The organism is Micromonospora sp. NBS 11-29 (assembly GCF_002140155.1).
Classification (GTDB): Bacteria; Actinomycetota; Actinomycetes; order Mycobacteriales; family Micromonosporaceae; genus Micromonospora.
Genome location: NZ_NAPR01000006.1, coordinates 388,442 through 414,541 on the forward strand (window position 1 = coordinate 388,442; position 26,100 = coordinate 414,541).

Annotated in this window: 22 protein-coding genes, 3 tRNA genes and 2 pseudogenes; all 27 read right to left on the reverse strand. The window is 69.7% G+C overall.

The window, feature by feature from the left end; translation table 11 throughout:
• Positions 1 to 10 precede the first annotated feature (10 nt).
• Positions 11 to 313: a 50S ribosomal protein L23 gene (gene rplW / locus B1205_RS09525; RefSeq protein WP_013288632.1), complete on the reverse strand. Its 303-nt coding sequence runs from the start codon at positions 311 to 313 to the stop codon at positions 11 to 13.
• Complete coding sequence (gene rplD / locus B1205_RS09530) at positions 310 to 975, reverse strand: 50S ribosomal protein L4 (protein ID WP_089155257.1); 666 nt, start codon at positions 973 to 975, stop codon at positions 310 to 312. Before rplD ends, rplW begins: the two co-directional genes overlap by 4 nt.
• The gene (rplC, locus tag B1205_RS09535) at positions 972 to 1,637 is read right to left on the reverse strand and encodes a 50S ribosomal protein L3 (RefSeq protein WP_089155258.1); all 666 of its coding nucleotides are present in this window, start codon (positions 1,635 to 1,637) and stop codon (positions 972 to 974) included. The genes rplD and rplC overlap by 4 nt, the downstream gene beginning before the upstream one ends.
• Before the next feature lie 11 nt (positions 1,638 to 1,648).
• The gene (rpsJ, locus tag B1205_RS09540) at positions 1,649 to 1,957 is read right to left on the reverse strand and encodes a 30S ribosomal protein S10 (protein WP_007073037.1); all 309 of its coding nucleotides are present in this window, start codon (positions 1,955 to 1,957) and stop codon (positions 1,649 to 1,651) included.
• Positions 1,958 to 2,310: 353 nt separating this feature from the next.
• On the reverse strand, positions 2,311 to 3,504 hold the full coding sequence (tuf, locus tag B1205_RS09545; protein WP_089155259.1) for an elongation factor Tu: 1,194 nt from the start codon (positions 3,502 to 3,504) through the stop codon (positions 2,311 to 2,313).
• 224 nt (positions 3,505 to 3,728) lie between these two features.
• A pseudogene (gene fusA / locus B1205_RS09550) lies at positions 3,729 to 5,770 on the reverse strand (elongation factor G).
• Positions 5,771 to 5,846: 76 nt separating this feature from the next.
• Positions 5,847 to 6,317, reverse strand: coding sequence for a 30S ribosomal protein S7 (gene rpsG, locus B1205_RS09555; protein WP_077938296.1), 471 nt, complete (start codon positions 6,315 to 6,317; stop codon positions 5,847 to 5,849).
• Position 6,318: 1 nt separating this feature from the next.
• Positions 6,319 to 6,693 (reverse strand): 30S ribosomal protein S12, encoded by a 375-nt coding sequence (gene rpsL, locus B1205_RS09560; protein WP_007465318.1) that lies wholly within the window; start codon positions 6,691 to 6,693, stop codon positions 6,319 to 6,321.
• A 513-nt stretch (positions 6,694 to 7,206) separates the two neighbouring features.
• On the reverse strand, positions 7,207 to 7,578 hold the full coding sequence (locus B1205_RS09565; RefSeq protein ID WP_089155260.1) for a hypothetical protein: 372 nt from the start codon (positions 7,576 to 7,578) through the stop codon (positions 7,207 to 7,209).
• 1,003 nt (positions 7,579 to 8,581) lie between these two features.
• A complete protein-coding gene (locus B1205_RS09575; RefSeq protein ID WP_441338463.1) occupies positions 8,582 to 8,947 on the reverse strand; it encodes a hypothetical protein in 366 nt (121 codons plus the stop codon).
• Between the two features lie 250 nt (positions 8,948 to 9,197).
• On the reverse strand, positions 9,198 to 13,085 hold the full coding sequence (locus B1205_RS09580; protein WP_089155262.1) for a DNA-directed RNA polymerase subunit beta': 3,888 nt from the start codon (positions 13,083 to 13,085) through the stop codon (positions 9,198 to 9,200).
• Between the two features lie 80 nt (positions 13,086 to 13,165).
• A pseudogene (gene rpoB / locus B1205_RS09585) lies at positions 13,166 to 16,542 on the reverse strand (DNA-directed RNA polymerase subunit beta).
• Between the two features lie 539 nt (positions 16,543 to 17,081).
• Complete coding sequence (gene rplL, locus B1205_RS09590) at positions 17,082 to 17,471, reverse strand: 50S ribosomal protein L7/L12 (protein ID WP_089155263.1); 390 nt, start codon at positions 17,469 to 17,471, stop codon at positions 17,082 to 17,084.
• 53 nt (positions 17,472 to 17,524) lie between these two features.
• Positions 17,525 to 18,073, reverse strand: a complete 549-nt coding sequence (gene rplJ / locus B1205_RS09595; RefSeq protein ID WP_089155264.1) for a 50S ribosomal protein L10 — start codon at positions 18,071 to 18,073, stop codon at positions 17,525 to 17,527.
• 318 nt (positions 18,074 to 18,391) lie between these two features.
• On the reverse strand, positions 18,392 to 19,084 hold the full coding sequence (locus tag B1205_RS09600; RefSeq protein ID WP_089155265.1) for a hypothetical protein: 693 nt from the start codon (positions 19,082 to 19,084) through the stop codon (positions 18,392 to 18,394).
• The gene (locus B1205_RS09605) at positions 19,081 to 20,085 is read right to left on the reverse strand and encodes an ATP-binding cassette domain-containing protein (RefSeq protein ID WP_089155266.1); all 1,005 of its coding nucleotides are present in this window, start codon (positions 20,083 to 20,085) and stop codon (positions 19,081 to 19,083) included. The genes B1205_RS09600 and B1205_RS09605 overlap by 4 nt, the downstream gene beginning before the upstream one ends.
• Positions 20,086 to 20,155: 70 nt before the next feature.
• Complete coding sequence (gene rplA / locus B1205_RS09610; protein WP_089155267.1) at positions 20,156 to 20,872, reverse strand: 50S ribosomal protein L1; 717 nt, start codon at positions 20,870 to 20,872, stop codon at positions 20,156 to 20,158.
• 86 nt (positions 20,873 to 20,958) lie between these two features.
• Positions 20,959 to 21,390: a 50S ribosomal protein L11 gene (gene rplK / locus B1205_RS09615; RefSeq protein ID WP_089155268.1), complete on the reverse strand. Its 432-nt coding sequence runs from the start codon at positions 21,388 to 21,390 to the stop codon at positions 20,959 to 20,961.
• Between the two features lie 189 nt (positions 21,391 to 21,579).
• Positions 21,580 to 22,302 carry a transcription termination/antitermination protein NusG gene (gene nusG / locus B1205_RS09620; RefSeq protein ID WP_089155269.1) on the reverse strand — a complete coding sequence of 241 codons (723 nt, stop codon included), beginning with the start codon at positions 22,300 to 22,302 and terminating at the stop codon, positions 21,580 to 21,582.
• 35 nt (positions 22,303 to 22,337) lie between these two features.
• Positions 22,338 to 22,742 (reverse strand): preprotein translocase subunit SecE, encoded by a 405-nt coding sequence (secE, locus tag B1205_RS09625; protein WP_089155398.1) that lies wholly within the window; start codon positions 22,740 to 22,742, stop codon positions 22,338 to 22,340.
• Positions 22,743 to 22,956: 214 nt separating this feature from the next.
• A tRNA-Trp gene (locus tag B1205_RS09630) sits at positions 22,957 to 23,029 on the reverse strand.
• Positions 23,030 to 23,156: 127 nt separating this feature from the next.
• Positions 23,157 to 23,549 carry a MaoC family dehydratase gene (locus B1205_RS09635; protein WP_089155270.1) on the reverse strand — a complete coding sequence of 131 codons (393 nt, stop codon included), beginning with the start codon at positions 23,547 to 23,549 and terminating at the stop codon, positions 23,157 to 23,159.
• Between the two features lie 2 nt (positions 23,550 to 23,551).
• Complete coding sequence (locus B1205_RS09640) at positions 23,552 to 23,998, reverse strand: MaoC family dehydratase N-terminal domain-containing protein (protein WP_089155271.1); 447 nt, start codon at positions 23,996 to 23,998, stop codon at positions 23,552 to 23,554.
• A gap of 120 nt (positions 23,999 to 24,118) precedes the next feature.
• The gene (gene rpmG / locus B1205_RS09645; protein WP_013288652.1) at positions 24,119 to 24,286 is read right to left on the reverse strand and encodes a 50S ribosomal protein L33; all 168 of its coding nucleotides are present in this window, start codon (positions 24,284 to 24,286) and stop codon (positions 24,119 to 24,121) included.
• Positions 24,287 to 24,417: 131 nt separating this feature from the next.
• Positions 24,418 to 24,490: transfer RNA gene (locus B1205_RS09650), tRNA-Met, on the reverse strand.
• 25 nt (positions 24,491 to 24,515) lie between these two features.
• Positions 24,516 to 24,588 (reverse strand) — tRNA-Thr (locus B1205_RS09655).
• Positions 24,589 to 24,685: 97 nt separating this feature from the next.
• Positions 24,686 to 26,100, reverse strand: a 1,415-nt coding sequence (locus B1205_RS31145; RefSeq protein ID WP_254909812.1) for a putative bifunctional diguanylate cyclase/phosphodiesterase, incomplete at its 5' end; no start/stop codon positions are given.

Genomic DNA, 26,100 nt, shown 5'->3' on the forward strand with positions numbered 1-26,100 from the left:
TCTACACCCCTCAGCTGACCGGGCCGCCGAAGGCCTCGATACGGTCACCGTCAGCCAGCTTCACCATCGCGCGCTTGGTGTCCTTGCGCTTGCCGAACCCGGTCCGGGTCCGCTTGCGCTTGCCCTCGCGGTTGAGCGTGTTGACCGTCAGGACGCGGACGTTGAAGATCTGCTGGATAGCGATCTTGATCTCGGTCTTGTTCGCGTCCGGGTGCACCAGGAAGGTGTACCAGTTCCGGTTCAGCTCGCTGTAGCTCTTCTCCGAGACGACCGGTGCGACGATGACGTCGCGCGGATCGGCGATCGTGCTCACTTGCCACCCTCCTCGGTGGTCTCGGCCGGAACGCCCAGGAACTCGTCCAGGGCCTCCTTGGTGAAGACCACGTCGTCGGCCACCAGCACGTCGTACGTGTTGAGCTGGCCGGCCTCGATCAGGTGCACCCGGCTGTCCCGCGCGTTGCGCAGGTTCCGCAGCGACACCCAGTTCAGCTCGTCGGTGCTGCTCAGCACGACCAGCACCCGCCGGGCCTCGGTCAGCTGCGTCAACGTGGCCAGCGCGGCCTTGGTCGACGGCTTCTCGCCCGAGACGAACGCCTCGACGACGTGCACCTGGCCGGCGCGGGCCCGGTCGGAGAGGGCGCCACGCAGGGCGGCGGCCTTCATCTTCTTCGGGGTGCGCTGGCTGTAGTCGCGCGGCACCGGGCCGTGGACCACGCCACCGCCGGCGAACTGCGGCGCGCGGGTCGAGCCCTGGCGGGCACGACCGGTGCCCTTCTGCTTGTACGGCTTCTTGCCTCCACCGGAGACCTCGCCGCGGGTCTTGGTCTTGTGCGTGCCCTGCCGGGCCGCCGCGAGCTGAGCCACCACGACCTGGTGCATCAGCGCGATGTTCGCCTGCGCGTCGAAGATGTCGGCCGGCAGCTCGACGGAGCCGCTCGTGCCGCCTTCGACGTTGCGGACGTCAACGGTGGTCACTTGGCCGCACCGCCCTTCTTCACCTTCGTCTTGGCCGCGGTACGGACCAGGACCAGCGCGCCCTTCGGGCCGGGGATGGCGCCGCGGACGAGCAGGAGGTTGTTCTCGGTGTCGACCGCCTGGACGGTCAGGTTCTGGACGGTGTAGCGCACGCCACCCATCCGGCCCGCCATCCGGGTGCCCTTGAAGACGCGACCCGGGGTCGCGCAGGCGCCGATCGAGCCGGGCGAGCGGTGCTTGCGCTCGACACCGTGGCTGGCGCGCAGACCGTGGAAGCCGTGCCGCTTCATCGGGCCGGCGTAGCCCTTGCCCTTGGTCTTGCCGGTCACGTCGATCACGATGCCGGCCGGGAACTCGTCGACCGTGACCTCCTGGCCCGGCGAGTAGTCCGCGGCGTCGGCGGTACGCAGCTCGACGATGTGCCGGCGCGGCGCGACGTCGGCCTTGGCGTAGTGCCCGGCGACCGGCTTCTTGACCTTGCGCGGGTCGATGGCGCCGTACGCCAGCTGGACCGCGGAGTAGCCGTCCTTGTCGGCGCTACGAACCTGGCTCACGACGCACGGGCCGGCCTCGACCACGGTCACGGGAACAACCTTGTTGTTGTCCCAGACCTGGGTCATGCCGAGCTTGGCGCCCAGGATCCCCTTGACTTGCCTGTCCATTTGATCGATCCCTACAGCTTGATCTCGATGTCGACGCCAGCCGGCAGGTCGAGGCGCATGAGCGAGTCGACCGTCTTCGGGGTCGGGTCGATGATGTCGATCAGACGCTTGTGCGTACGCATCTCGAAGTGCTCGCGCGAGTCCTTGTACTTGTGCGGCGAGCGGATAACGCAGAAACGGTTGATCTCCGTGGGCAGCGGCACCGGGCCAGCGACCTGCGCCCCGGTACGCGTCACCGTCTCGACGATCTTCCGCGCCGAGGAGTCGACGACCTCGTGGTCATAGGCCTTGAGCCGGATGCGGATCTTCTGTCCCGCCATGGTGGCTTCTGTTCCTTCTCTCGATGCCGCTGTGTTGCGGGCGCCTGTACCGGCTGGCACAGGCCCACTTCGCCGACCCCCGCGGTCGGGCGTGTCGCGCCCGTGGACCAGGCTCCGCCCCGAGGCTCGGAGCGGTTCTCTGACCACGCGGTGGGTCATGGCGCCGATCGCGGTGAGCGCGACCTGGACGCCGCGCGAGGGTGGTTGACCGCCGATGGCGATCAACCACCCCACGCGAGACGATCTGACTCCCGGAGGTCCAGCCTCAACCGGACGCGTGTGACCGACCGTCGTTACGCAACCTGACTAGTATGCCGCACGACCGGCGGCGACGCTAATCGGGGTTACCCAGCTCACTTGACGATCTTGGTGACGCGACCCGCGCCGACCGTACGACCGCCCTCGCGGATCGCGAACTTCAGGTTGTCCTCCATGGCGATGGGCTGGATCAGCTTCACCGACATGGTGGTGTTGTCGCCCGGCATGACCATCTCGGTGCCCTCGGGCAGCGTGACGACGCCGGTGACATCCGTGGTCCGGAAGTAGAACTGCGGGCGGTAGTTCTGGAAGAACGGGGTGTGGCGGCCACCCTCCTCCTTGGAGAGGATGTAGACCGTCGCCTCGAACTCCGTGTGCGGGGTGTTGCTGCCCGGCTTGATGACGACCATGCCGCGCTCGACGTCCTCGCGCTTGGTGCCACGCAGCAGCAGACCGACGTTCTCGCCTGCGCGCGCGTCGTCCAGGGTCTTCCGGAACATCTCGATCGCGGTGACCTTGGTCTTGAAGCCCTTCTCGCGGATGCCGACGACCTCGACGTCCTCGTTCGGGAGCAGCACGCCACGCTCGACACGACCGGTGACGACGGTGCCACGACCGGTGATCGTGAACACGTCCTCGACGGGCATGAGGAACGGCTTCTCGGTCTCGCGCTCCGGCTGCGGGATCGCGGTGTCGACCGCGCTCATCAGCTCGAGCAGCTTCTCGGTCCAGACCGGGTCGCCCTCGAGCGCCTTCAGCGCGGAGACCTGGACGACCGGCAGGTCGTCACCCGGGTACTCCTGCGCCGACAGCAGCTCGCGGACCTCGAGCTCGACGAGCTCCAGGAGCTCCTCGTCGTCGACCATGTCGCTCTTGTTGAGCGCCACGACGATGTACGGCACACCGACCTGACGGGCCAGCAGCACGTGCTCGCGGGTCTGCGGCATCGGGCCGTCGGTCGCCGCCACCACCAGGATCGCGCCGTCCATCTGCGCGGCACCGGTGATCATGTTCTTGATGTAGTCGGCGTGACCGGGGCAGTCGACGTGCGCGTAGTGACGCGCCTCGGTCTGGTACTCGACGTGCGCGATGGAGATCGTGATGCCGCGGGCCTTCTCCTCCGGCGCCTTGTCGATCTCGTCGAACGGCGTGTACGGGTTCAGGTCCGGGTACTGGTCGTGCAGGACCTTCGTGATGGCCGCCGTCAGCGTCGTCTTACCGTGGTCGATGTGACCAATGGTGCCGATGTTGACGTGCGGCTTAGTCCGCTCGAACTTCGCCTTCGCCACTGGTGTCCTCCTGGTGGACTTTCTTGGTTCGTTCGCCCCGGTGCGCCGGTCGGCGCGTAGGACTCTGTCGACAGCCTTTCCGGCCTGGCGGCCGGATAGCCTTTGTGGGTTCTGCGGCGATGAAGCCTACAGGCCCGGATTCACACAACCCGACCGAGGTGGCCGCGGGCGGGAGAACCCTCCCGCGACCGACCCCGGATCACCGGGTCAGCTCGAGGTGAGCGTCACTCACCCGTCGCCTTGGCGATGATCTCCTTCGCCACGCTCTGCGGAACTTCGGCGTAGGAGTCGAACTGCATGCTGTAGCTAGCCCGGCCCTGGGTCTTCGACCGCAGGTCGCCGACGTAGCCGAACATCTCCGACAGCGGCACCAGGGCCCGGACGACGCGAGCGCCGCTGCGCTCCTCCATCGCCTGGATGATGCCACGCCGGGAGTTGAGGTCGCCGATGACGTCACCCATGTTCTCCTCCGGAGTGGTGACCTCAACGGCCATCATCGGCTCGAGCAGTGCGGGGTCGGCCTTGCGGGCCGCCTCCTTCATCACCATCGAACCGGCGATCTTGAACGCCATCTCGGACGAGTCGACCTCGTGGTACTGGCCGTCCAGCAGCGTCAGCTTGAGACCCACCAGCGGGAAGCCGGCGAGGATGCCGTACTGCATGGCGTCCTGGGCGCCCGCGTCCACCGACGGGATGAACTCCCGGGGGATGCGGCCACCGGTGACGGCGTTCGCGAACTCGTAGGTCGGCGCGTCGTTGCCCAGGGGCAGCGGCTCGAGACTCACGATCACGCGGGCGTACTGGCCGGAGCCACCGGTCTGCTTCTTGTGGGTGTACTCGATCTTGTCCACCTTGCGGCGGATCGTCTCGCGGTACGCCACCTGCGGCTTACCGATGTTCGCCTCGACGTTGAACTCGCGGCGCATCCGGTCGACCAGGATGTCCAGGTGCAGCTCGCCCATGCCGGAGATGACCGTCTGACCGGTCTGGTCGTCCAGCTTGACGCGGAAGGTCGGGTCCTCCTCGGCCAGCCGCTGGATGGCGGTGCTGAGCTTCTCCTGGTCGGCCTTGGTCTTCGGCTCGATGGCCACCTCGATGACCGGCTCCGGGAAGGTCATCGACTCCAGGATGACCGGGTTCGCCGGGTCACACAGGGTGTCACCGGTGGTGGTCTGCTTCAGACCCTGGACCGCGATGATGTCGCCGGCGCGGGCGGTGCTGCGCTCTTCCCGCTTGTTGGCGTGCATCTGGTAGACCTTGCCGATGCGCTCCTTGCGGTCCTTGGTGGAGTTGACCACCTGGGACCCGGACTCGACCACGCCGGAGTAGACCCGGACGTAGGTGAGCTTGCCGAGGTGCTTGTCGGTCTGGATCTTGAACGCCAGCGCGGAGAACGGCTCCGAGGTGGACGGCTTGCGCTGCAGCGGCGTCTCGCCGTCGGTCGCCGTACCCTCGATCGCCGGAACGTCCAGCGGCGACGGCAGGAAGTCGATGACGGCGTCGAGCATGGGCTGCACGCCCTTGTTCTTGAACGCCGAACCGCACAGCACCGGGTTGGCCTTGTTGGCGATGGTGGCCCGACGGATGGCGGCCTTGATCTCCTCGACGGAGATCTCCTCGCCCTCCAGGTACTTCTCCATCACCGCGTCGTCGACGTCGGCCAGGGTCTCCATCAGCTTCTCGCGCCACTCGGCNGGGTCTCCCCGCGCCAGGTGAGGGCGCGCATGCCGAGCAGGTCCACGACGCCGATGTGGTCGCCCTCGAGGCCGATCGGGATCTGGAGCACCAGCGGGGTGGCGTTGAGCCGGTCGATCATCATCTGCACGCAGCGGAAGAAGTCGGCGCCGGTCCGGTCGAGCTTGTTGACGAAGCACATCCGGGGGACGTTGTACTTGTCCGCCTGCCGCCACACGTTCTCGGTCTGCGGCTCCACACCGGCCACGCCGTCGTACACCGCGACCGCACCGTCCAGGACACGCAGCGACCGCTCGACCTCGACCGTGAAGTCGACGTGTCCGGGCGTGTCGATGATCTGAATCGTGTGGCCCTTCCACTCGCAGTTCGTAGCGGCGGAAGTGATGGTGATACCGCGCTCCTGCTCCTGCTCCATCCAGTCCATGACGGCAGCGCCCTCGTGGACCTCACCGATCTTGTACGTGATGCCGGTGTAGAACAGGATTCGCTCGGTGGTAGTGGTCTTACCGGCATCGATGTGCGCCATGATGCCGATGTTGCGTACGTTGGCGAGCGCGTCTGCGGCGGCCACTTCAATCCCTACTTATCGTCGTCTCGACACAACTGGTGGTGGTTCCGGCGCCTCGTGGGCGCCGGAACCTGCGGTGTTACCAGCGGTAGTGCGCGAAGGCCTTGTTGGACTCGGCCATCTTGTGCGTGTCCTCGCGCCGCTTGACGGCGGCACCGAGGCCGTTGCTCGCGTCGAGCAGCTCGTTCATCAGCCGCTCGATCATGGTCTTCTCGCGCCGGGCCCGGGAGTAGGTCACCAGCCAGCGCAGACCGAGGGTGGTCGCGCGGGCCGGCCGGACCTCGACCGGAACCTGGTAGGTGGCGCCACCGACACGGCGGCTGCGCACCTCGAGGGTCGGCTTCACGTTGTCCATCGCGCGTTTCAGCGTGACGACGGGGTCGGTGCCGGACTTCTCGCGGCAGCCCTCCAGGGCGGCGTACACGATGCGCTCGGCGAGCTGACGCTTGCCGCGCAGCAGGATCTTGTTCACCAGCTGGGTGACCAGCGGCGAGTTGTACACCGGGTCAGCGACCAGCGGCTTCCGCGGAGCGGGTCCCTTACGCGGCATGTCAGCTCTTCTCCTTCTTCGCGCCGTAACGGCTGCGAGCCTGCTTGCGGTTGCGGACACCCTGGGTGTCCAGCGAGCCGCGAACGATCTTGTACCGCACGCCGGGGAGGTCCTTCACACGGCCGCCGCGCACGAGCACGATCGAGTGCTCCTGAAGGTTGTGGCCGACGCCCGGGATGTAGGCGGTCACCTCGATCTGGCTGCTGAGCTTGACACGAGCGACCTTGCGCAGCGCCGAGTTCGGCTTCTTGGGGGTGGTGGTGTACACGCGGGTGCACACGCCGCGCCGCTGGGGAGACCCCTTGAGCGCCGGGGTCTTGGTCTTGGTCGTCTTGGCCTGTCGGCCCTTTCGGACCAGCTGCTGAATGGTGGGCACCGGGTTTCTCCGCTCCCTTCGGCCGCTGCGAGGCGACCGCGCCGTCTGCTCTAGCCGACCTGCTGGGCGGCTCTCCTACATTCCAGCCAGGGCCACCTCTCGGCGATCCCAGCACCCGCGGTCGGGCGTGTCGCCCGAATCACGGTCTCTACCCCGGCGCAGAAAACTCCCCACGCCGGATCTTGGGTCTTGGTGGTGCTCGGTGGTGCGACCACGGGATCACCGGCTGACCGGCTCCAGCGCACGCACGCATTGCCCGGGCTGGCCCGGGCACAAGGGGAAAGAGTACCTACCACAACCGCGCCGGTCAAAACGGATCGGCTCGGGAGGACTGCTGCGCAGCCCCGCCGGCCGGCTTCCGGATCACCGACACGCCCCTGATGGGCACCTACGGTGACAAGTGTACCGGCTCGCCCGCCGCACGACCCGGCGGCCCCGTCAGCGCCCGTCGACCGGACACCCGGACAAACCGGCCGCAGCAGGTCACCGAACCCGGACGACGCGCCGGCGCGGTCATGTGATCTGCACCACCAGGGCCAGACCGAGCCCGACCAGACTCAGCACCAGCCCGACCGCGCCGCAACTGAGCCCCGCCACGGCCAGCCCGCCCCCGGTGAACCGGACCGCCGGCGGCGCCGCCGGACGCCGGATCTGCCGCCGGGCGAGCAGCCAGGCCACGATCGCGCCCACGCCGGCCAGCGCCCCGAGCACGGTGAAGGCCCCGGCCGCCCAGGCGCCGCCGTAGTCCGGACCCGCGACGCCGAAGCAGAAGACCAGCAGCGACACCAGGATCGAGGCGATCCCGGTGACCAGCGAGCCGATGGCCAGCCCCGAGGTGACCGGCGGCACGTCGAGGTGGACCACCCCGAACGGCGTACCCGCCACGGCGTCGACCCGCTTCGGAGGCCGAGGCGCGTCGCGCGGAGGCGGCGGCAACGCCGGCCCGCCACCCGGACCCCAGCCGCCGCCGGGCGCGCTCCCCGGCGCCGCCCACCCACCGCCGTGGCCGGGCGGACTCCCCGGGTACGCCCGGAAGGCCGGCCCGGGACCGCCGTGCCCCGGCTGCCCCGGGGGGTACGCCGGCCCGCCGAACCCCGGCGCGGACACCGGTCCCGGCGCACCCGGCCCGTAACCACTCGGCCCGGACCCGGGGCCCGGCCCACCCGATCCCTGCCCACCCGGCCCGAACCCCGGTGCCTGCACACCCGGCCCGAACCCCGGTCCCTGCACACCTGGCCCGAACCCCGGTCCGTGACCACCGGGCCCGGGCCCGCTGCCGTGCCCACCCGGCCCGGACGACCGGGCCTCTTCACCCGACGCTGACATCGGGGCGTGTGCACCCGGCGCTGACATCGAGCCCTGCCCACCCGGCGCGGACGCCAAGCCCTCTCCACGCGGGGTTGGCGTCGGCCCCGGACCGCCCGGGGTTGGCGTCGGCCCCGGCGCATCCGACCGGAACGTGATCGGCCCAGAGGGCGGGTAGGGCCCGGCAGGCGGCCAAGCACCAGGCTGACCGGGCGAATCAGCCGGGCCAGGCGAACCGGGCATGTCGGGCGGGCCGGTCGGCTTGTGCGACTCGGACTGGCCAGCCGGGTCGGACTGGCCGGCCGCGTCGGACGGGTCGGTTGGGCTGGGCGAGTCGGACTGGCCGGGCCGGGGCGAGACCGGTGGGCTGGACCAGTCGGACTGGTCCGGCCGGGGCGGGGCCGGTGGGGTGGCGGGATCCGGGCCGGCACCAGGGCGGGTCGGGTCGCCTCCCGGCGGCACAGCCGGATCCGTCACAGCGGCCTCCTGTCCACGTACTCGCCCACCCCGCGGCGGACACCGGCCAGGCTACCGCCGCCGGCCACCGCCGGGTGGGCCGGCGCAGGGCCGCGCACCTACCGGGTCAGTCGAAGTTCGGCGCGTAGTCGTGCCCGAACGAGGCGTCGGCGTGCCGGAGCACCCCGATCACCACCGCGGCCACCACCACGAGGGCCGTCAGCACCAGGCCCACCTGGGCCAGCCGTTCACCGCGGCGCAGCCAGTCGGCGCCGGTGAGGTAACCCCCCGATGTGTACGCCTCCCGGCGGGCCTGCCGGGCCAGGGCGAGCGCGATGGTCGACGGCACCACCCCACCGACGAAGAGGCCGGTCAGCGCGCCGATCAGACCGAGGGCGAACACGGCGCGGGCCTTGGTGGCACGCACCGGCTCCGGGTCATGCGGATGGCGCTGCCCCTGAAACGCGACGGACACGAACGACATACCCCCCATCATCCCCCGGCCAGCGCGACGGGTTCGCGGTGATCCACACCGATTCAGCGAACTGGCGAGGTCCGGGACACCTCGAACCGACCGTTTCGGCGTACTGGCGTAGGCCCATCCCCTGGCCGGAGCCCGGTCCGGCGAAAGGGCGGGGTCGGGGACGAGCCGATCCGACCGCTTCGGCGTACCGGTGTGTGGATCAAGGCCGGGACGCGACGAGGCCCCCGGCGGGTGCCGGGGGCCTCGTCGTGCGTGCGGTTTAGCGGTACGACCCGAAGTCGAAGTCGTCCAGCGGCACCGCCTGGCCGCTGGCCGGCCCGAAGCCGTAGTCGGTCTCCGGGTAGCCGGTCATCGAGTAGACCTTGGCCTTCGCCTCCTCGGTCGGCTCGACCCGGACGTTGCGGTACTTGCTGATGCCCGTACCGGCCGGGATGAGCTTACCGATGATCACGTTCTCCTTGAGGCCGATCAGCGAGTCGCTGCGGGCGTGGATCGCCGCGTCCGTCAGCACCCGGGTGGTCTCCTGGAAGGAGGCCGCCGACAGCCAGGAATCCGTGGCCAGCGAGGCCTTGGTGATACCCATCAGCACCGGACGACCGGCGGCGGGCTCGCCACCCTCACCGACGAGCCGGCGGTTCTCCGACTCGAACAGCGCCCGGTCGACCAGCACGCCCGGCAGGAACTCGGTCGAGCCGGAGTCGATGACCGTCACCCGCTTGAGCATCTGGCGGATGATGATCTCGATGTGCTTGTCGTGGATGAGCACACCCTGCGAGCGGTAGACCTCCTGGACCTCCTGGGTCAGGTGGACCTGGACCGCGCGCGGGCCGAGGATGCGCAGCAGCTCGTGCGGGTCGATGGTGCCCTCGGTGAGCTTCTCGCCGACCTCGACGTGGTCGCCGTCGTGCGCCCGGAGCCGGACCCGCTTCGAGATCTTGTCGTAGACGATCTCGTCGCTGCCGTCGTCCGGAATGACCACGATCTTGCGGGACCGCTCGCCGTCCTCGATCCGGATGCGACCCGGGGTGTCGGCGATGGGCGCCTTGCCCTTCGGCACCCGGGCCTCGAAGATCTCCTGGACACGGGGCAGACCCTGGGTGATGTCCTCACCCGCGACACCACCGGTGTGGAAGGTACGCATCGTCAGCTGCGTACCCGGCTCACCGATCGACTGGGCGGCGATGATGCCGACCGCCTCGCCGACGTCCACGGTCTTGCCGGTCGGCAGCGAGCGGCCGTAGCACGCACCGCAGACGCCCAGCTTCGACTCGCAGGTGAGCACGCTGCGCACCCGTACCGTCTCCACGCCGGCGGCGACGATCGCGTCGACGCCGATGGAGTTGATGTCCTGGCCGCGGTGGGCCACCACGGTGCCGTCCGGCCCCTTGATGTCGTCGGCCAGAGTCCGGGCGTGCACGCTGGTCTCGGCGTGCTCGTGCACGACCAGCTTGCCGTCCAGCTGCTCACCGATCTGCATCGGAATGGCCCGGTCGGTGCCGCAGTCCTCCTCGCGGATGATGACGTCCTGCGAGACGTCCACCAGACGCCGGGTCAGGTAACCCGAGTCGGCGGTACGCAGGGCGGTGTCCGCGAGACCCTTACGGGCGCCGTGGGTGGAGATGAAGTACTCCAGCACGGACAGACCTTCCCGGTACGAGGCCTTGATCGGCCGCGGGATGATCTCGCCCTTCGGGTTGGCCACCAGACCACGGATCGCCGCGATCTGCCGGAGCTGGAGCAGGTTACCGCGAGCACCCGAGTTGATCATCTTCCACAGCGGGTTCTCCTGCGGCAGCGCGGTGTCCATCTCCTTGGCGACCTCGTTGGTTGCCTTGGTCCAGATCTCGATCAGCTCGCCGCGACGCTCCTCGGCGGTCATCAGACCACGCTGGTACTGCTTGTCGATCCGGTCGGCTTCCTTCTCGTACCGCTCCAGGATCTCCCGCTTGCGCGGCGGAGCGATGACGTCCTCCATGCCGATGGTGACGCCGGACCAGGTGGCCCAGTGGAAACCGGCCTCCTTGAGCCCGTCCAGGGTGGCCGCCAGGGCAACCTTCGGGAAGCGCTCGGCGAGGTCGTTGACGATCGCGGAGAGCTGGCCCTTGCGGATCTCGTAGTTCACGAAGCGGTAGCCCGGGGGCAGCGTCTCGTTGAACAGGACCCGACCCAGCGTGGTCTCCACCGTCACCGGCTCGCCCTCGACCCAGCCCTCGGGCGCCGTCCACGGCTCGGCGCCGGCGCCGTTGTCGACACCGACCACGTCCCGCAGCCGGATCTTGACCGGGGTCTGGAGGTGCAGCTCGCCGTTGTCGAACGCCATCCGCGCCTCGGCGTCCGAACTGAACGCCCGGCCCTCGCCCGCGCCACCCGGGGTGAGGTGGGTGAGGTGGTAGAGACCGATGACCATGTCCTGGGTGGGCATGGTGACCGGCTTGCCGTCGGCCGGCTTGAGGATGTTGTTCGACGACAGCATCAGGATCCGCGCCTCGGCCTGGGCCTCGGCGGACAGCGGCACGTGGACCGCCATCTGGTCACCGTCGAAGTCGGCGTTGAACGCGGTGCAGACCAGCGGGTGGATCTGGATGGCCTTGCCCTCGACCAGCTGCGGCTCGAAGGCCTGGATGCCCAGCCGGTGCAGGGTCGGCGCGCGGTTCAGCAGCACCGGGTGCTCGCCGATGACCTCTTCCAGCACGTCCCACACGACCGGCCGCTGCCGCTCGACCATCCGCTTGGCGGACTTGATGTTCTGCGCGTGGTTCAGGTCGACCAGCCGCTTCATCACGAACGGCTTGAACAGCTCCAGCGCCATCTGCTTGGGCAGGCCGCACTGGTGCAGCTTGAGCTTCGGGCCGACCACGATGACCGAACGGCCGGAGTAGTCGACGCGCTTGCCCAGCAGGTTCTGGCGGAACCGGCCCTGCTTGCCCTTGAGCATGTCGGAGAGCGACTTCAGCGGCCGGTTGCCCGGACCGGTGACCGGACGACCGCGACGGCCGTTGTCGAACAACGCGTCGACGGCCTCCTGGAGCATCCGCTTCTCGTTGTTGACGATGATCTCGGGCGCGCCGAGGTCGATCAGCCGCTTGAGCCGGTTGTTCCGGTTGATCACCCGGCGGTACAGGTCGTTCAGGTCGGAGGTCGCGAAGCGGCCACCGTCGAGCTGCACCATCGGGCGCAGGTCCGGCGGGATGACCGGGACGCAGTCCAGCACCATGCCGAGCGGCGAGTTCCGGGTGTTCTGGAACGCCGCGACGACCTTCAGCCGCTTGAGCGCGCGGATCTTCCGCTGCCCCTTGCCGGAGCGGATGGTCTCGCGGAGGTTCTCCGCCTCGGCCTCCAGGTCCATGTTCTGGACCAGGGCCTTGATGGCCTCGGCGCCCATGCTGCCGGTGAAGTACTCACCGAAGCGGTCGCGCAGCTCGCGGTAGAGCAGCTCGTCGGTGACCAGCTGCTTCGGCTCCAGCTTGCGGAACGTGTCGAGGACCTCGTCGAGGCGGTCGATCTCGCGCTGGGCCCGGTCGCGGATTTGGCGCATCTCGCGCTCTCCGCCCTCCTTGACCTTGCGCCGGACGTCCGCCTTCGCGCCCTCGGCCTCCAGCTCGGCCAGGTCGGCCTCCAGCTTGGCGGCCCGCTTCTCAATCTCCGAGTCGCGGCTGTTCTCGGACTGCCGCTTCTCGGCCAGGATCTCGTTCTCGATCGTCGAGAGGTCGCGGTGACGCGCCTCGGCGTCCACGCTCGTCACGACGTACGAGGCGAAGTAGATGATCTTTTCGAGGTCCTTCGGGGCGAGGTCCAGCAGGTAGCCCAGCCGGCTCGGCACGCCCTTGAAGTACCAGATGTGGGTCACCGGAGCCGCCAGCTCGATGTGGCCCATCCGCTCCCGGCGAACCTTGGAGCGGGTCACCTCGACGCCGCAGCGCTCGCAGATGATGCCCTTGAAGCGGACCCGCTTGTACTTACCGCAGTAGCACTCCCAGTCCCGCTGCGGACCGAAGATCTTCTCGCAGAAGAGCCCGTCCTTCTCCGGCTTGAGGGTGCGGTAGTTGATGGTCTCGGGCTTCTTGACCTCGCCGTGGGACCACTGACGGATGTCGTCGGCGGTGGCGAGACCGATGCGCAGCTCGTCGAAGAAGTTGACGTCGAGCACTGTGTCCCCTATGTCGTCGTCTGTACTGCTAGCTAACGGGCGGGATCGGGGGCCGGTGACCCGGCCCCCGAATCACCGCCTCAGACCTCTTCGACCGAGCTCGGCTCGCGCCGGGACAGGTCGATGCCCAGCTCCTCCGCGGCCCGGAACACCTCGTCGTCGGTCTCGCGCATCTCCAGGGCCACACCGTCGCTGGAGAGCACCTCGACGTTGAGGCACAGCGACTGCAGCTCCTTGAGCAACACCTTGAACGACTCCGGGATGCCCGGCTCCGGGATGTTCTCGCCCTTGACGATCGCCTCGTAGACCTTGACCCGGCCGAGGACGTCGTCGGACTTGATGGTCAGCAGCTCCTGCAGGGCGTAGGCGGCGCCGTACGCCTGCATGGCCCAGCACTCCATCTCACCGAAGCGCTGGCCACCGAACTGCGCCTTACCACCCAGCGGCTGCTGCGTGATCATCGAGTACGGGCCGGTCGACCGGGCGTGGATCTTGTCGTCGACCAGGTGGTTGAGCTTCAGGATGTAGACGTAGCCGACCGCGATCGGGTCGGGCAGCGGCTCGCCGGAACGACCGTCGAACAGCTGCGCCTTGCCGGTGCGCCCGATCAGCTGGTTGCCGTCCCGGTTGGGCAGGGTCGACGCCAGCAGGCCGGAGATCTCCTCCTCGCGGGCACCGTCGAAGACCGGGGTGGCCACGTTGGTGTCCGGCTCGGACTCGTGCGCGTTGATCGACTTGAGCTGGCGCTTCCACTCCTCGTCGTCGCCGTCGACGCTCCAGCCGGTCTTGGCCACCCACCCGAGGTGGGTCTCCAGGACCTGGCCGATGTTCATCCGGGACGGCACACCGAGCGGGTTCAGCACGATGTCGACCGGGGTGCCGTCCTCCAGGAACGGCATGTCCTCGATCGGCAGGATCTTGGAGATGACGCCCTTGTTGCCGTGGCGGCCCGCGAGCTTGTCACCGTCCTGGATCTTGCGCTTCTGGGCCACGTAGACCCGCACCAGCTCGTTCACGCCCGGGGGCAGCTCGTCGCCGTCCTCGCGGGAGAACGTGCGTACGCCGATGACCGTGCCGGTCTCGCCGTGCGGCACCTTCAGCGAGGTGTCGCGGACCTCGCGCGCCTTCTCGCCGAAGATCGCGCGGAGCAGCCGCTCCTCGGGGGTCAGCTCGGTCTCGCCCTTCGGCGTGACCTTGCCGACCAGGATGTCGCCGGGGACGACCTCGGCGCCGATCCGGATGATGCCGCGCTCGTCGAGGTCGGCGAGCATCTCCTCGCTGACGTTCGGGATGTCGCGGGTGATCTCCTCCGGGCCGAGCTTGGTGTCCCGGGCGTCGACCTCGTGCTCCTCGATGTGGATCGAGGTGAGCACGTCCTGCTGCACGAGACGCTGCGACAGGATGATCGCGTCCTCGTAGTTGTGGCCCTCCCAGCACATGAACGCCACGAGCAGGTTGCGCCCGAGCGCCATCTCGCCCTCGTCGGTGCACGGACCGTCGGCGATGACCTGGCCGGCCTCGACGCGGTCGCCCTCGAAGACGACCGGCTTCTGGTTGACGCAGGAGCCGGCGTTGGAGCGGCGGAACTTGTGCAGCAGGTACGTCCGGCGGTGGCCGTCGTCCTGGTGGACCGTGATGTAGTCCGCGCACAGGTCCTCGACCACACCGCCGACCTCGGCGACGACCACGTCGCCGGCGTCCACGGCCGCACGGTATTCCATGCCGGTGCCGACCAGCGGCGACTCGGCCTTGACCAGCGGCACCGCCTGACGCTGCATGTTCGCGCCCATGAGCGCGCGGTTGGCGTCGTCGTGCTCCAGGAACGGGATCATCGCGGTGGCGACCGAGGTCATCTGTCGCGGCGACACGTCCATGTAGTCGACGGCGCTGGGAACCACGTCCTCGGTCTCGCCACCCTTACGACGGCAGAGCACCCGGTCCTCGGCGAAGGTGCCGTCCGACTTCAGCGGGGCGTTGGCCTGCGCCTTGACGAACCGGTCCTCCTCGTCCGCGGTCAGGTAGTCGATCTGGTCGGTGACCCGACCGTCGATGACCTTCCGGTACGGCGTCTCGATGAAGCCGAACGGGTTGACCCGGGCGAAGGTGGAGAGCGCGCCGATCAGGCCGATGTTCGGGCCTTCCGGCGTCTCGATCGGGCACATCCGGCCGTAGTGGGACGGGTGCACGTCGCGGACCTCGAAGCCGGCCCGCTCACGCGACAGACCACCCGGGCCGAGCGCGCTCAGCCGGCGCCGGTGGGTCAGACCCGCCAGCGGGTTGGTCTGGTCCATGAACTGGGACAGCTGCGACGTGCCGAAGAACTCCTTGATCGCCGCCACCACCGGGCGGATGTTGATCAGGGTCTGCGGCGTGATCGCCTCGACGTCCTGGGTGGTCATCCGCTCGCGGACGACCCGCTCCATCCGGGAGAGACCCACCCGGACCTGGTTCTGGATCAGCTCGCCCACGGTACGCAGGCGACGGTTGCCGAAGTGGTCGATGTCGTCGGCCTCGTAGCCCTCCTCACCGGCGTGCAGCCGGCAGAGGTATTCCACGGTGGCGACGATGTCGTCCTCGGTCAGCGTGCCGNGGCGACGTCGTACCGCTTCGGGTTGAAGAAGAGGTTGTCGAGCAGGGTCTGGGCGTTCTCGCGGGTCGGCGGCTCGCCAGGGCGGAGCTTCCGGTAGATGTCGAGCAGCGCCTCGTCCTGCCCGGCGATGTGGTCCTTCTCCAGGGTGGTCATCATCAGCTCGGACCAGCCGAACTTCTCGCGGATGCGCTCCGCGGACCACCCGATGGCCTTGAGCAGGACGGTGACGGCCTGCCGGCGCTTGCGGTCGATGCGAACGCCGACCGTGTCGCGCTTGTCGATGTCGAACTCCAGCCAGGCACCCCGGCTCGGGATCACCTTGACGCTGGAGAGGTCGCGGTCGGAGGTCTTGTCCGGCTGCTTGTCGAAGTAGACGCCCGGCGAGCGGACGAGCTGGCTGACCACGACGCGCTCGGTGCCGTTGATGATGAAGGTGCCCTTCGGCGTCATCATCGGGAAGTCACCCATGAACACCGTCTGGCTCTTGATCTCGCCGGTGGTGTTGTTGGTGAACTCCGCGGTCACGAACAGTGGCGCGCAGTAGGTCAGGTCCTTCTCCTTGCACTCCTCGATCGAGGCCTTGACCTCGTCGAAGCGCGGAGCGGAGAAGGACAGCGACATGGTGCCGGAGAAGTCCTCAATGGGACTGATCTCGTCGAGGATCTCCGCGAGACCCGAGCGTGCGTGCGGGTCGTCCGCCGACCGGCCCTGCCAAGCCTCGTTGCCGACGAGCCAGTCGAAGGACTCGTTCTGAATGGCGAGGAGGTTGGGGACCTCGAGGTGTTCGGTGATCCGACCGAAAGAAACTCGGCGGGGCGCGAAAGCGCTCGACGTACGACTGGTCTTCGCAGGGCGGGAAGCTGCCAAGATGCGTCCTTCCGAGGACCGGTGCTGCAGAACGGCTGGTACGCGTGCACTCCAATGACCCCACCAGAAATATCCGCAATCGGACATTTCCGAGCAGGGGTCAAGTCGGAAGGCAGCGCAAACTAGCAGTGTAGCCGAGAGGCTAACCGCTGTCCAGCCCACCCCGCAGGTCGTTGCGGAACAAGCCCTGGACCTCGGGAAAACCGGGTCCACCGGGCCGCTCGGAACGCAACGCTCCTGCCGGTCCGCTCGGTTGGCGCGGCGGTGGTGCTGCCGATGCCTTACCCGAGAGGCGGCCGTTGCAAGCGCGGAAGGTCTTGCTGATGCCAGCGTGCCTGGCGGGCCGTGTCGCGTCAAGGGCCGGTTACCCCTCGGGGTGTGTTTCCCACCGACGGAACACCGACGCGGAACGCTGGGAAACCGGTGCGAGAAACCTGTACGCCCTGCTCACCTCGCTGCTTTCGGTGACACCAACACGACGGGCGGTGATCTGTTCCCAGATCACCGCCNACGTGAGCCGGACGGACATCAGGTCAAGGTCACTTGAGGGTGACCTTGGCGCCCTCGCCCTCGAGCTTGGCCTTGGCCTTCTCGGCGGTCTCCTTGTTGGCCTTCTCCAGGACGGCCTTCGGCGCGGCCTCGACCAGGTCCTTGGCCTCCTTGAGGCCCAGGCCGGTCAGCTCACGCACGACCTTGATGACCTGGATCTTCTTGCCACCGTCGGCGTCGAGGATGACGTCGAACTCGTCCTTCTCCTCCTCGGCCGGGGCCGCAGCGGCGCCACCGGCACCGCCGGCCGCGGCGACCGCGACCGGAGCGGCGGCGGTGACCTCGAAGGTCTCCTCGAACTGCTTCACGAACTCGGAGAGCTCGATCAGCGTCATCTCCTTGAACGCGTCGAGCAGCTCGTCGGTGCTGAGCTTCGCCATGTCTGGCGTCCTTTCTGCAAGTGGAAACTAAGAATGTGGTGCGCCGTGCGGCCTCAGGCCGCCTCGGCGCCCTCCTGCTCGCGCTTCTTGTCCGCCAGGGCGGCCGCCGCACGGGCGGCCTTGGAGAGCGGAGCCTGGAACAGGGCCGCGGCCTTGCTCAGGTTGCCCTTCATGGCGCCGGCCAGCTTGGCCAGCAGCACCTCGCGGGACTCCAGGTCGGCGAGCTTCGTGACCTCGGCCGCGGAAATGGCCTTGCCCTCGAAGACACCGCCCTTGATGACGAGCTTCGGGTTGGCCTTCGCGAAGTCGCGAAGCCCCTTCGCCGCCTCGACGACGTCGCCCGAAACGAAAGTCAGCGCGGTAGGACCGGTGAACAGCTCGTCGAGGCCGGAGATGCCCGCGTCGGCCGCGGCACGCTTGGCCAGCGTGTTCTTCGCAACCGTGTAGCTGGTCTCCTTGCCGAGCGAGCGCCGCAGCTGGGTGAGCTGCGAAACCGTGAGCCCGCGGTACTCGGTGAGCACGGTGGCTCCCGACGAGCGGAAGCTCTCGGTCAGCTCGGCGACGGCCGTGGCCTTGTCGGCCCGGATCGGCTTGTCCGCCATGTCCCTCCTCTCTCGTTGCTCGGAGCTGGTACGCCGGCGACGAGCGGGGCTCGCGACGGCGGCGGAGGCATCACGACAACGAAAAAGCCCCGGCGCGGGGCGCACGGGGCGAGGGCCGGCATCGTGGGCACAGTCGGCGGACCGTGCGTGACACCGAGTTTCGCTTGCCGCCCTGCGCGGGTCGCCCGTCGTCGCGGAACCTTCGACCGTGCCCGGGGCACGGTGACCAGCGGTCTTTGGGTGGAACTACCGCACCAGGTTACGCGACGTGCGGCGGAGCGCCAAATCGCCCCCGGGTGCTCCCGGTCACCCCGCCGATCAGGCGCGGTTGCGGCGACCCCGGGCGTAGCCCGCTAGCGCCAGCGCCACCCAGAGCACCGCCCAACCGGTGAACAGCAGGCCGGTGCCAGGATCGACCGGCCGGGTGACCGCCCGCGCGGTCGCCATCACGGGTGGGACCAGCCATGGCGCCACCGAGTCGGAGAGACCGAACACCACGACCCCGACCACGCCGACCGCCAGCACCGCCGCCCCGTAGCCGGCGCTGCGGGTGACCGCCCGGCTGGCCAGCGCGCCGACGGCCACCGCCGCCGACAACGCGAGCAGGTGCGCCCAGAGCCCGAGCGCCACCCCCACGAGCGCCGGCCGCCCCTCCGGCCCGCTCGCCAGCGAGACCGCACCGAGCGGCCACGGCATCACCAGCGCGACCAGCACCACGGCGAGCCCGGCCACGAACGCCGCGAGGAGACCGGCCGCCTGTTCCCGGGCCGGCCCGACCACGACCCGGGCCAGCCGGCGCTGCACGTCGGGTTCGACGTCCAACAGGATCTTGGTCTGCCAGGCCAGCACCGGGAAGATCACCACTGCGGAGACGCCGTAGACGTCCGCGGGGCGGGCCCCGCCACCGCCGCCGTAGAGGATGCCCAGGGCGAGCAGGCCGGCCAGCACCGGCGCCAACGCCCGCCCGGTCTGCACGAAGCCGGTCAGCCGCAGCCGCACCAGGGCGATCACCGGCCCACCTCCGACGTAGCCGCCCCGGGACGGCCCGCCCCGGCCGCGGGGAGCTCACCGGCCAGGTCCTCGCCCAGCACGCCGTCGGCGGCCGGCCCCACGTCGGACGGGACACCCGACGACGCCCCGGACGACGAAACGCCCGGCGAAGCCCCGGAAGACGACACGCCCGGCGAGGCCCCGGTCGACGGGAGGCCCGGCGGAGTCTCGGACGGGAGGTCCGGCGGCTCGGCGGGCGCCGGCACCGGGGAGCCGGCGGCGGGTGGGGCGGCGTGGTCGCGTACCCGGAGGATCTGGTGGCCGTCGGCGCGCAGGCGGGCGACGGCGGCCGCCAGGCCCGCGGCCGGCACCGCCAGCTCGACCACCGCGACGGCCGCGCCACCCGACGGCGTCGCCTCGGTGACGGCGCCGTCGGCGACCGACCACTGGCGGGCGCCGGGCAGGCGGACCGTCTCGCCGCGGTGGTCGCTGACCAGCACCGCGCCGCCGGCGGCCAGCACCTCGCCGATCATCTCGGGGACCAGCTCCCGGGCCGCCGCGTCCAGCCCCTCCCAGGGCTCGTCGAGCACCAGCAGGCCGGGCGGGCGCAGCAGCGCCTGCGCCAGGCCGACCTTCTGGGCGGTGCCCTTGGAGAGCTGCGGCAGGCGCACGTCGTGGAACCGGGTCAGGCCCAGCCGCTCGACCCAGTGGCCCACCGCCCGGTCGGCGGCGGGGCCGGGCAGACCGGCGACGCGGCCCATCGCGGACAGGTAGGCCCCGACGGTGAACGGCTGGTCGGCGGGGAACCGCTCCGGCACCCAGCCGACGGTCGCCGGCCGGTCGACCACCCGGCCCCGGGACGGTCGCAGCACGCCCGCGGCGAGCTGGAGCAGCGTGGACTTGCCCGCACCGTTGCGGCCGAGCACGACCGTGACCTCGCCCGGACCGATCGCCGCGTCGACCTGCCGGAGCACCCACGGGCCGTGCCGGTGGTAACGGAGCCAGACGCCGTCGAGCCGCATGCGCCGAGCCTGCCACAACGGACAGACGGACGGGGCCCCGCCACGGCGTGGNTCCGGGCGCTGCGGGTGCTCAGGACTCGGTCGAGCCCTCCTGCAGGTTCTTGATCACCTTGGGGTCGACCGGGACGCCCGGGCCCATGGTGGTGGTCAGGGTGACCTTCTTGAGGTACGTGCCCTTGGCCGCGGACGGCTTGGCGCGGAGCACCTCGTCCAGCACGGCGGCGTAGTTGTCGACCAGCTGGGTCTCGGAGAAGGAGGCCTTGCCGATGATCAGGTGCAGGTTGGAGTGCTTGTCCACCCGGAAGGTGATCTTACCGCCCTTGATGTCCGAGACGGCCTTGGTGACGTCCATGGTCACGGTGCCGGTCTTCGGGTTCGGCATCAGGCCGCGCGGGCCCAGGATCCGCGCGATCCGGCCGATCTTGGCCATCTGGTCCGGCGTGGCGATCGCCGCGTCGAAGTCCAGCCAGCCACCCTGGATGCGGGCGACCAGCTCGTCGGTGCCCACCTCGTCGGCGCCCGCGGCGGCGGCCTCTTCGGCCTTCGCGCCGGCGGCGAAGACGATCACGCGGGCGGTCTTACCGGTGCCGTGCGGCAGGTTGACCGTGCCGCGGACCATCTGGTCCGCCTTGCGGGGGTCGACGCCGAGGCGCATGGCGACCTCGACCGTGGCGTCGAACTTGACGTTGGTGGTGTCCTTGGCCAGCTTGACGGCCTCGGCGGGGGCGTAGAGCTTCGACCGGTCGATGACCTCGGCGGCCTTGCGGTAGCTCTTGCTGCGCTGCATTTCTGGTGACTCCTGTGGTCTCTGGCGGGCACGCGACGCTCGCGGCCCTCCCACGAACAGATCGGGTGGAGCGGTAAGGCGGAAGGTCAGTCGGCGACGGTCAGGCCCATCGACCGGGCGGTGCCGGCGATGATCTTCTCGGCCTGCTCGACGTCGTTGGCGTTGAGGTCCGCCATCTTCTTCTCGGCGATCTCGCGAAGCTGGGCGCGGGTCACCGAACCGACCTTCTCCTTGTGCGGGACGCCCGAGCCCTTCTGCACGCCGGCGGCCTTGATCAGCAGCCGGGCGGCGGGCGGGGTCTTCAGCACGAAGGTGAACGTGCGGTCCTCGTAGACGCTGATCTCGGCGGGGACGACGTCGCCCCGCTGGGACTCGGTCTGCGCGTTGTAGGACTTGCAGAACTCCATGATGTTCACGCCGTGCTGGCCGAGCGCGGGGCCGACCGGCGGCGCCGGGGTGGCCTGGCCCGCCGGCAGCTGAAGCGTGAACGTCTTGACGAGCTTCTTCTTCGGAGGCATGTCTCTTCCTGGGGCTTGGATCCGGGAATTTTCGCCGGCCCGCGGGCGCGCACGGTCAGCGCGGTGCGGACGGCCGACGTTCTAGGGTAGCGCAGCCTTCCGCCACCCTCCCCGCCGAGGTCGGCAAGGCGGGAAGACAGCGCACCGGCGGCCGGCCCGCGAACGGGCGACCGCCGGTGCCGACGTACGTCAGATCTTGGCGACCTGGTTGAAGTTCAGCTCGACCGGCGTCTCCCGGCCGAAGATCGACACCAGCACCTTGAGCTTCTGCTGGTCGGCGTTGATCTCACTGATCGTCGCCGGCAGCGAGGCGAACGCGCCGTCGGTGACCGTGACCGAGTCGCCGACCTCGAAGTCGAGGACCTTGATCTCGGGCTTGGCCTTCTTCTGCTCGGTCTCGACCGCCGGCGCCAGCCACTTGAGCACCTCGTCGAGGCTCAGCGGGGCCGGCCGGTCGGCCCGGTCGGTGGCACCGACGAAGCCGGTCACGCCCGGGGTGTTCCGGACGCAGGAGTAGGACTCGGCGGTCAGCTCCATCCGGACCAGGATGTAACCCGGGAAGACCTTCGCCTGGATCTGCGACCGCTTGCCGTTCTTGACCTCGACCTCTTCCCGGGTCGGCACCTCGACCTGGTAGATGTAGTCCTCCATGTCGAGGGACGTGATCCGGGTCTCGAGGTTGGTCTTGACCTTGTTCTCGTAGCCGGCGTACGAGTGCACCACGTACCAGTCGCCGGGCGCGTAGCGCAGCTTCTGGCGCAGCTCGGCGACCGGGTCGAAATCCTCGTCCGGAGCCGGCTCGGTGGTCGGGAACTCCGGCTCGCTGGCGGCCTCGACCGACTCGTTGTTCGCCGCCGTCGCCACCGCGGACTGCTCGTCCGGGGTCTCCGCGGTCTCGTCGTACTCAGGCACGCTCGCTCACTTCCGTCAGTATCGCTGTCCGCAGGTCAGCTGGGGTTGCCGAAGACCCACAGCACGGCCTTGGCGAAGCCGTAGTCCAGGCCGGCCACGATGGCCAGCATCACCGCGACGAAGGTGACCACCACCGCGGTGTAGGTCAGCAGCTCCTTGCGGGTCGGCCAGATGACCTTACGCAGCTCCGCCACGACCTCGCGGAAGAACCGCGCGATGCGGGCGAAGAGCCCGATCCGCTCGGTGTCCTTGCGGGTCTTCCGGCCCTCGGTCGGCTCGGCGTGCGCCCGCTTGCGGGTCGCGGTGCCGCCCCGGGAGACCGGCTCGTCCGCGTCCGCGTCCGCGTCGGTGGCGTCGTCGTCGGCCACGCCGTCGACGGTCGCGTCGTCGTTCAGACGCTCGTCGCCGTCGTCCTCGCCGCGCCGCTTCTTCTCGGCCACTTCGCCCTCCGTGCGGGTTGGGGTCGCACGCCGGGCGGCGTGCGCGGCGTGTTGGTCACGCCGGCCGGACCAACCGTCCCGCGACGGGCCGCGGCCGGCGGACCGGTCAGGAGGGCCCCGATCGCCTCGGAACCACCCCACCGGTGCCACCACCACGGGCCGGACGCCGCCGTTGCCGGCGACGCGACCCACGGGAACGGTCAGGCCTGAGGCGCAGGGGTGACAGGACTTGAACCTGCAGCCTGCGGTTTTGGAGACCGCTGCTCTGCCAATTGAGCTACACCCCTGTGCGGCAACTCACCTCCACCCGGGCAGGTTCTGCCGAGCGGGGGTCACTTGCCCCACGGCGGACCAGTGTACGGGTAGTCGTGCGACTTTCCCAACCGGTCTGGACCGCGCGCGTCGGGCGGATTGTCAGCCCGCCGTCCGGATCAGCGCCCGGGCCTGCGACAGGACCTTCTCGCCGCGGCACGTCGCGGTGATGTCGAGCCTGGTCAGACCCTCCTCGGTGGTCTCCTTGACCACGGCGGAGACCTCGACCTCGGTGCCCTCGTCGGTGTCCGGCACGACCACCGGGCGGGTGAACCGGACCCCGAAGTCGACCACCGCGTCCGGCGCGCCGGCCCAACCGGCGACCGCGCGACCGACCAGGGCCATGGTGAACATCCCGTGGGCGATCACCCCGGGCAGGCCCACCCCGGTGGCGGTCCGCTCGTTCCAGTGGATCGGGTTGAAGTCCCCCGACGCGCCCGCGTAGCGGACCAGGTCCGCCCGGGTCACCCGGTACGTCTGGGCGGGCAGTTCCATCCTCACGCCTCCTTGCGTACGACGAGCTTGGACCAGACGGCGACGACCGGCTCGCCGGCCACGGTGCGCACGTCGGTGCGGGTGGTCAGGAAGCCGTGCCCACCGCGGCTCGTGATGTCCTCGATGGTGTTCACGCACACCAGCTCGTCCCCGGCCACCACCGGCCGGGTGTACGCGAACCGCTGGTCGCCGTGGACCACCCGGCTGTAGTCGACGCCCAGGGCCGGGTCCTCGACGATCTGCTGGGTGGCCGCCATGGTGATGACCACCGGGAAGGTCGGCGGCGCCACCACGTCGGGGTGGCCGAGTGCCCGGGCCGCCTCCGGGTCGTGGTGGGCCGGGTCGGTCGCGCCGACGGCGGTGGCGAACTCGCGGATCTTTTCTCGGCCCACCTGGTAGGGGGCGGTCGGCGGATAGGTCCGGCCGACGAAGGACGGGTCCAGGGACATGCCCGCGAACCTACACGGGAGCACGAACGCCGACCCGGGCGGTCGGGCGGCCACGCAGGCCGTCGACCGGGCGGATCGGCGTTCGGGGAAGCTGGTGCGAGCCGGCGGCGCCGGCGCGGATCAGCGGGTCTCGCGGTGGACGGTGTGCTTGCCGTCCCGGGGGCAGAACTTCTTCAGCTCGATGCGGTCCGGGTCGTTACGGCGGTTCTTGCGCGTGATGTAGTTGCGCTCCTTGCACTCCACACACGCCAAAGTGATCTTCGGCCGGACATCGGTCGCCTTCGCCACGGCGGAGTGCCTTCCTCGCTCACGGATAAACAACTACAGCGCGTCAGCCTACGTGCTGACAACGCAGACATGCAAAGTGGGCGCCTGTGGCGCCCGTCCCACCGACCACCGGGTCGAGCCCGGAGGACGAGTAGCGGTGGCCGGACTTGAACCGGCGACACAGCGATTATGAGCCGCTTGCTCTGCCATCTGAGCTACACCGCCGTGGCGGGTCCAGCCGGACCCTCTGAGCCCCCTTACGGAATCGAACCGTAGACCTTCTCCTTACCATGGAGACGCTCTGCCGACTGAGCTAAGGGGGCCTACCCGATCACCCCCGGGGGGTGTCGCGCAGAGGAAACAGTACACGACCGCGTGGCCGAGGTGAAATCGGATCCCCCCGACACGCGTCGCACCTGATCAGGGCACCACACGCAGGCGCGGCAGCTCCCCGGCCACGATCGTCTCGGGGTCGACCTGGGCGCCGAACCACGCCTCCAGGCGCTCGTACGGCAGCGGCCGACTGAACAGGAAACCCTGGCCGATCTCGCAGCCGATGTCCTGGAGCAGCTCCAACGTCAGCTCGCTCTCCACCCCCTCGGCCACCACCGTCAGGCCGAACTGCTGGGAGAGCGTCACCACCGCGTTGACGATGGCCAGGTCGCCCGGGTCGGTCGCCATGCCCTGCACGAACGACCGGTCCACCTTCACCTCGTGCACCGGCAGCCGGCGCAGTTGGGCCAGGGACGAGTTGCCGGTGCCGAAGTCGTCCACCGAGAGCCGGACCCCGAGGTCACGCAGGCTGCGCAACGTCGGGATGGGGCGTTCGGTGCCGTCCAGCACCCCCGCCTCGGTGATCTCCAGGGTGAGGCGCTGCGGCGGCACACCGTACTCCGCCAGCAGGTCCTGCACCAGCGTCGGGAAGTGCTTGTCGGTGAGCGTACGGGCGGCGAGGTTGACCGAGACGGAGAGCGCCTGCTCGCCGTGGCTCCAGTCGCGGCTGCGCCGCAGGCTCTCCCGCAGCACGAACTCGGTGAGCCGGCCGAGCTGGCCGGTGTGCTCGGCCACCGCCACGAAGTCGTCCGGGACGACCGTGCCGTGCGCCGGGTGCTCCCACCGCGCCAGGCACTCCACGCCCACCAGCCGGCGGTCCCGCAGCGTGACCTTGGGTTGGAAGTAGACCTCCAACTCGCCCTCGTTCAAAGCGCGGTGCAGGTCGCCGGCGAGGCCGAGCCGGCGCAGCGAGCGGGACTCCAGCGCCGGGCTGTAGAGCTGCACGCTGCCGGGCACCGACTTGGCCGCGGTGGCGGCCAAATCGACCCGCTGGAGCAGGGCCACCGCGTCGCCGCCGTGGTCGGGGTGGACGGCCACCCCGACGGCGGTGTCCACGTCCAGGGTGAGCGCGTCGAAGACCATCTCGTCGCGGATCTGCTCGCGGAGCTGCGCCGCCAGCTCCAGGGCCGCGTCGGCGCTCTCCAGCCGCAGGGTCACCAGGAACTCGTCACCGCCGGCGCGGCCCACCAGCGCGGACGAGGGCGCGCACTTCCGCAGCCGCTCGGCCACCTCGACCAGCACCTTGTCGCCGGCCGCGTGGCCCAGCGACTCGTTGACCTGACGCAGCCGGTCGACGTCGAAGAGCAGCAGCGCCACCACCTCGTCCGGCGCACCGATCTTGATCGACTCGGCCACCGCCGAGGTGAGCCGCCGCCGGTTGGGCAGCTTGGTGAGCGCGTCGTGGTCGGCGTCGTGCCGTAGCCGGCCGACCAGGCGGGAATTCTCCAGGGCGACCGCGGCATGCGCGGCGACCGTCTCGAAGACGGGCACGTCGCGGGGGG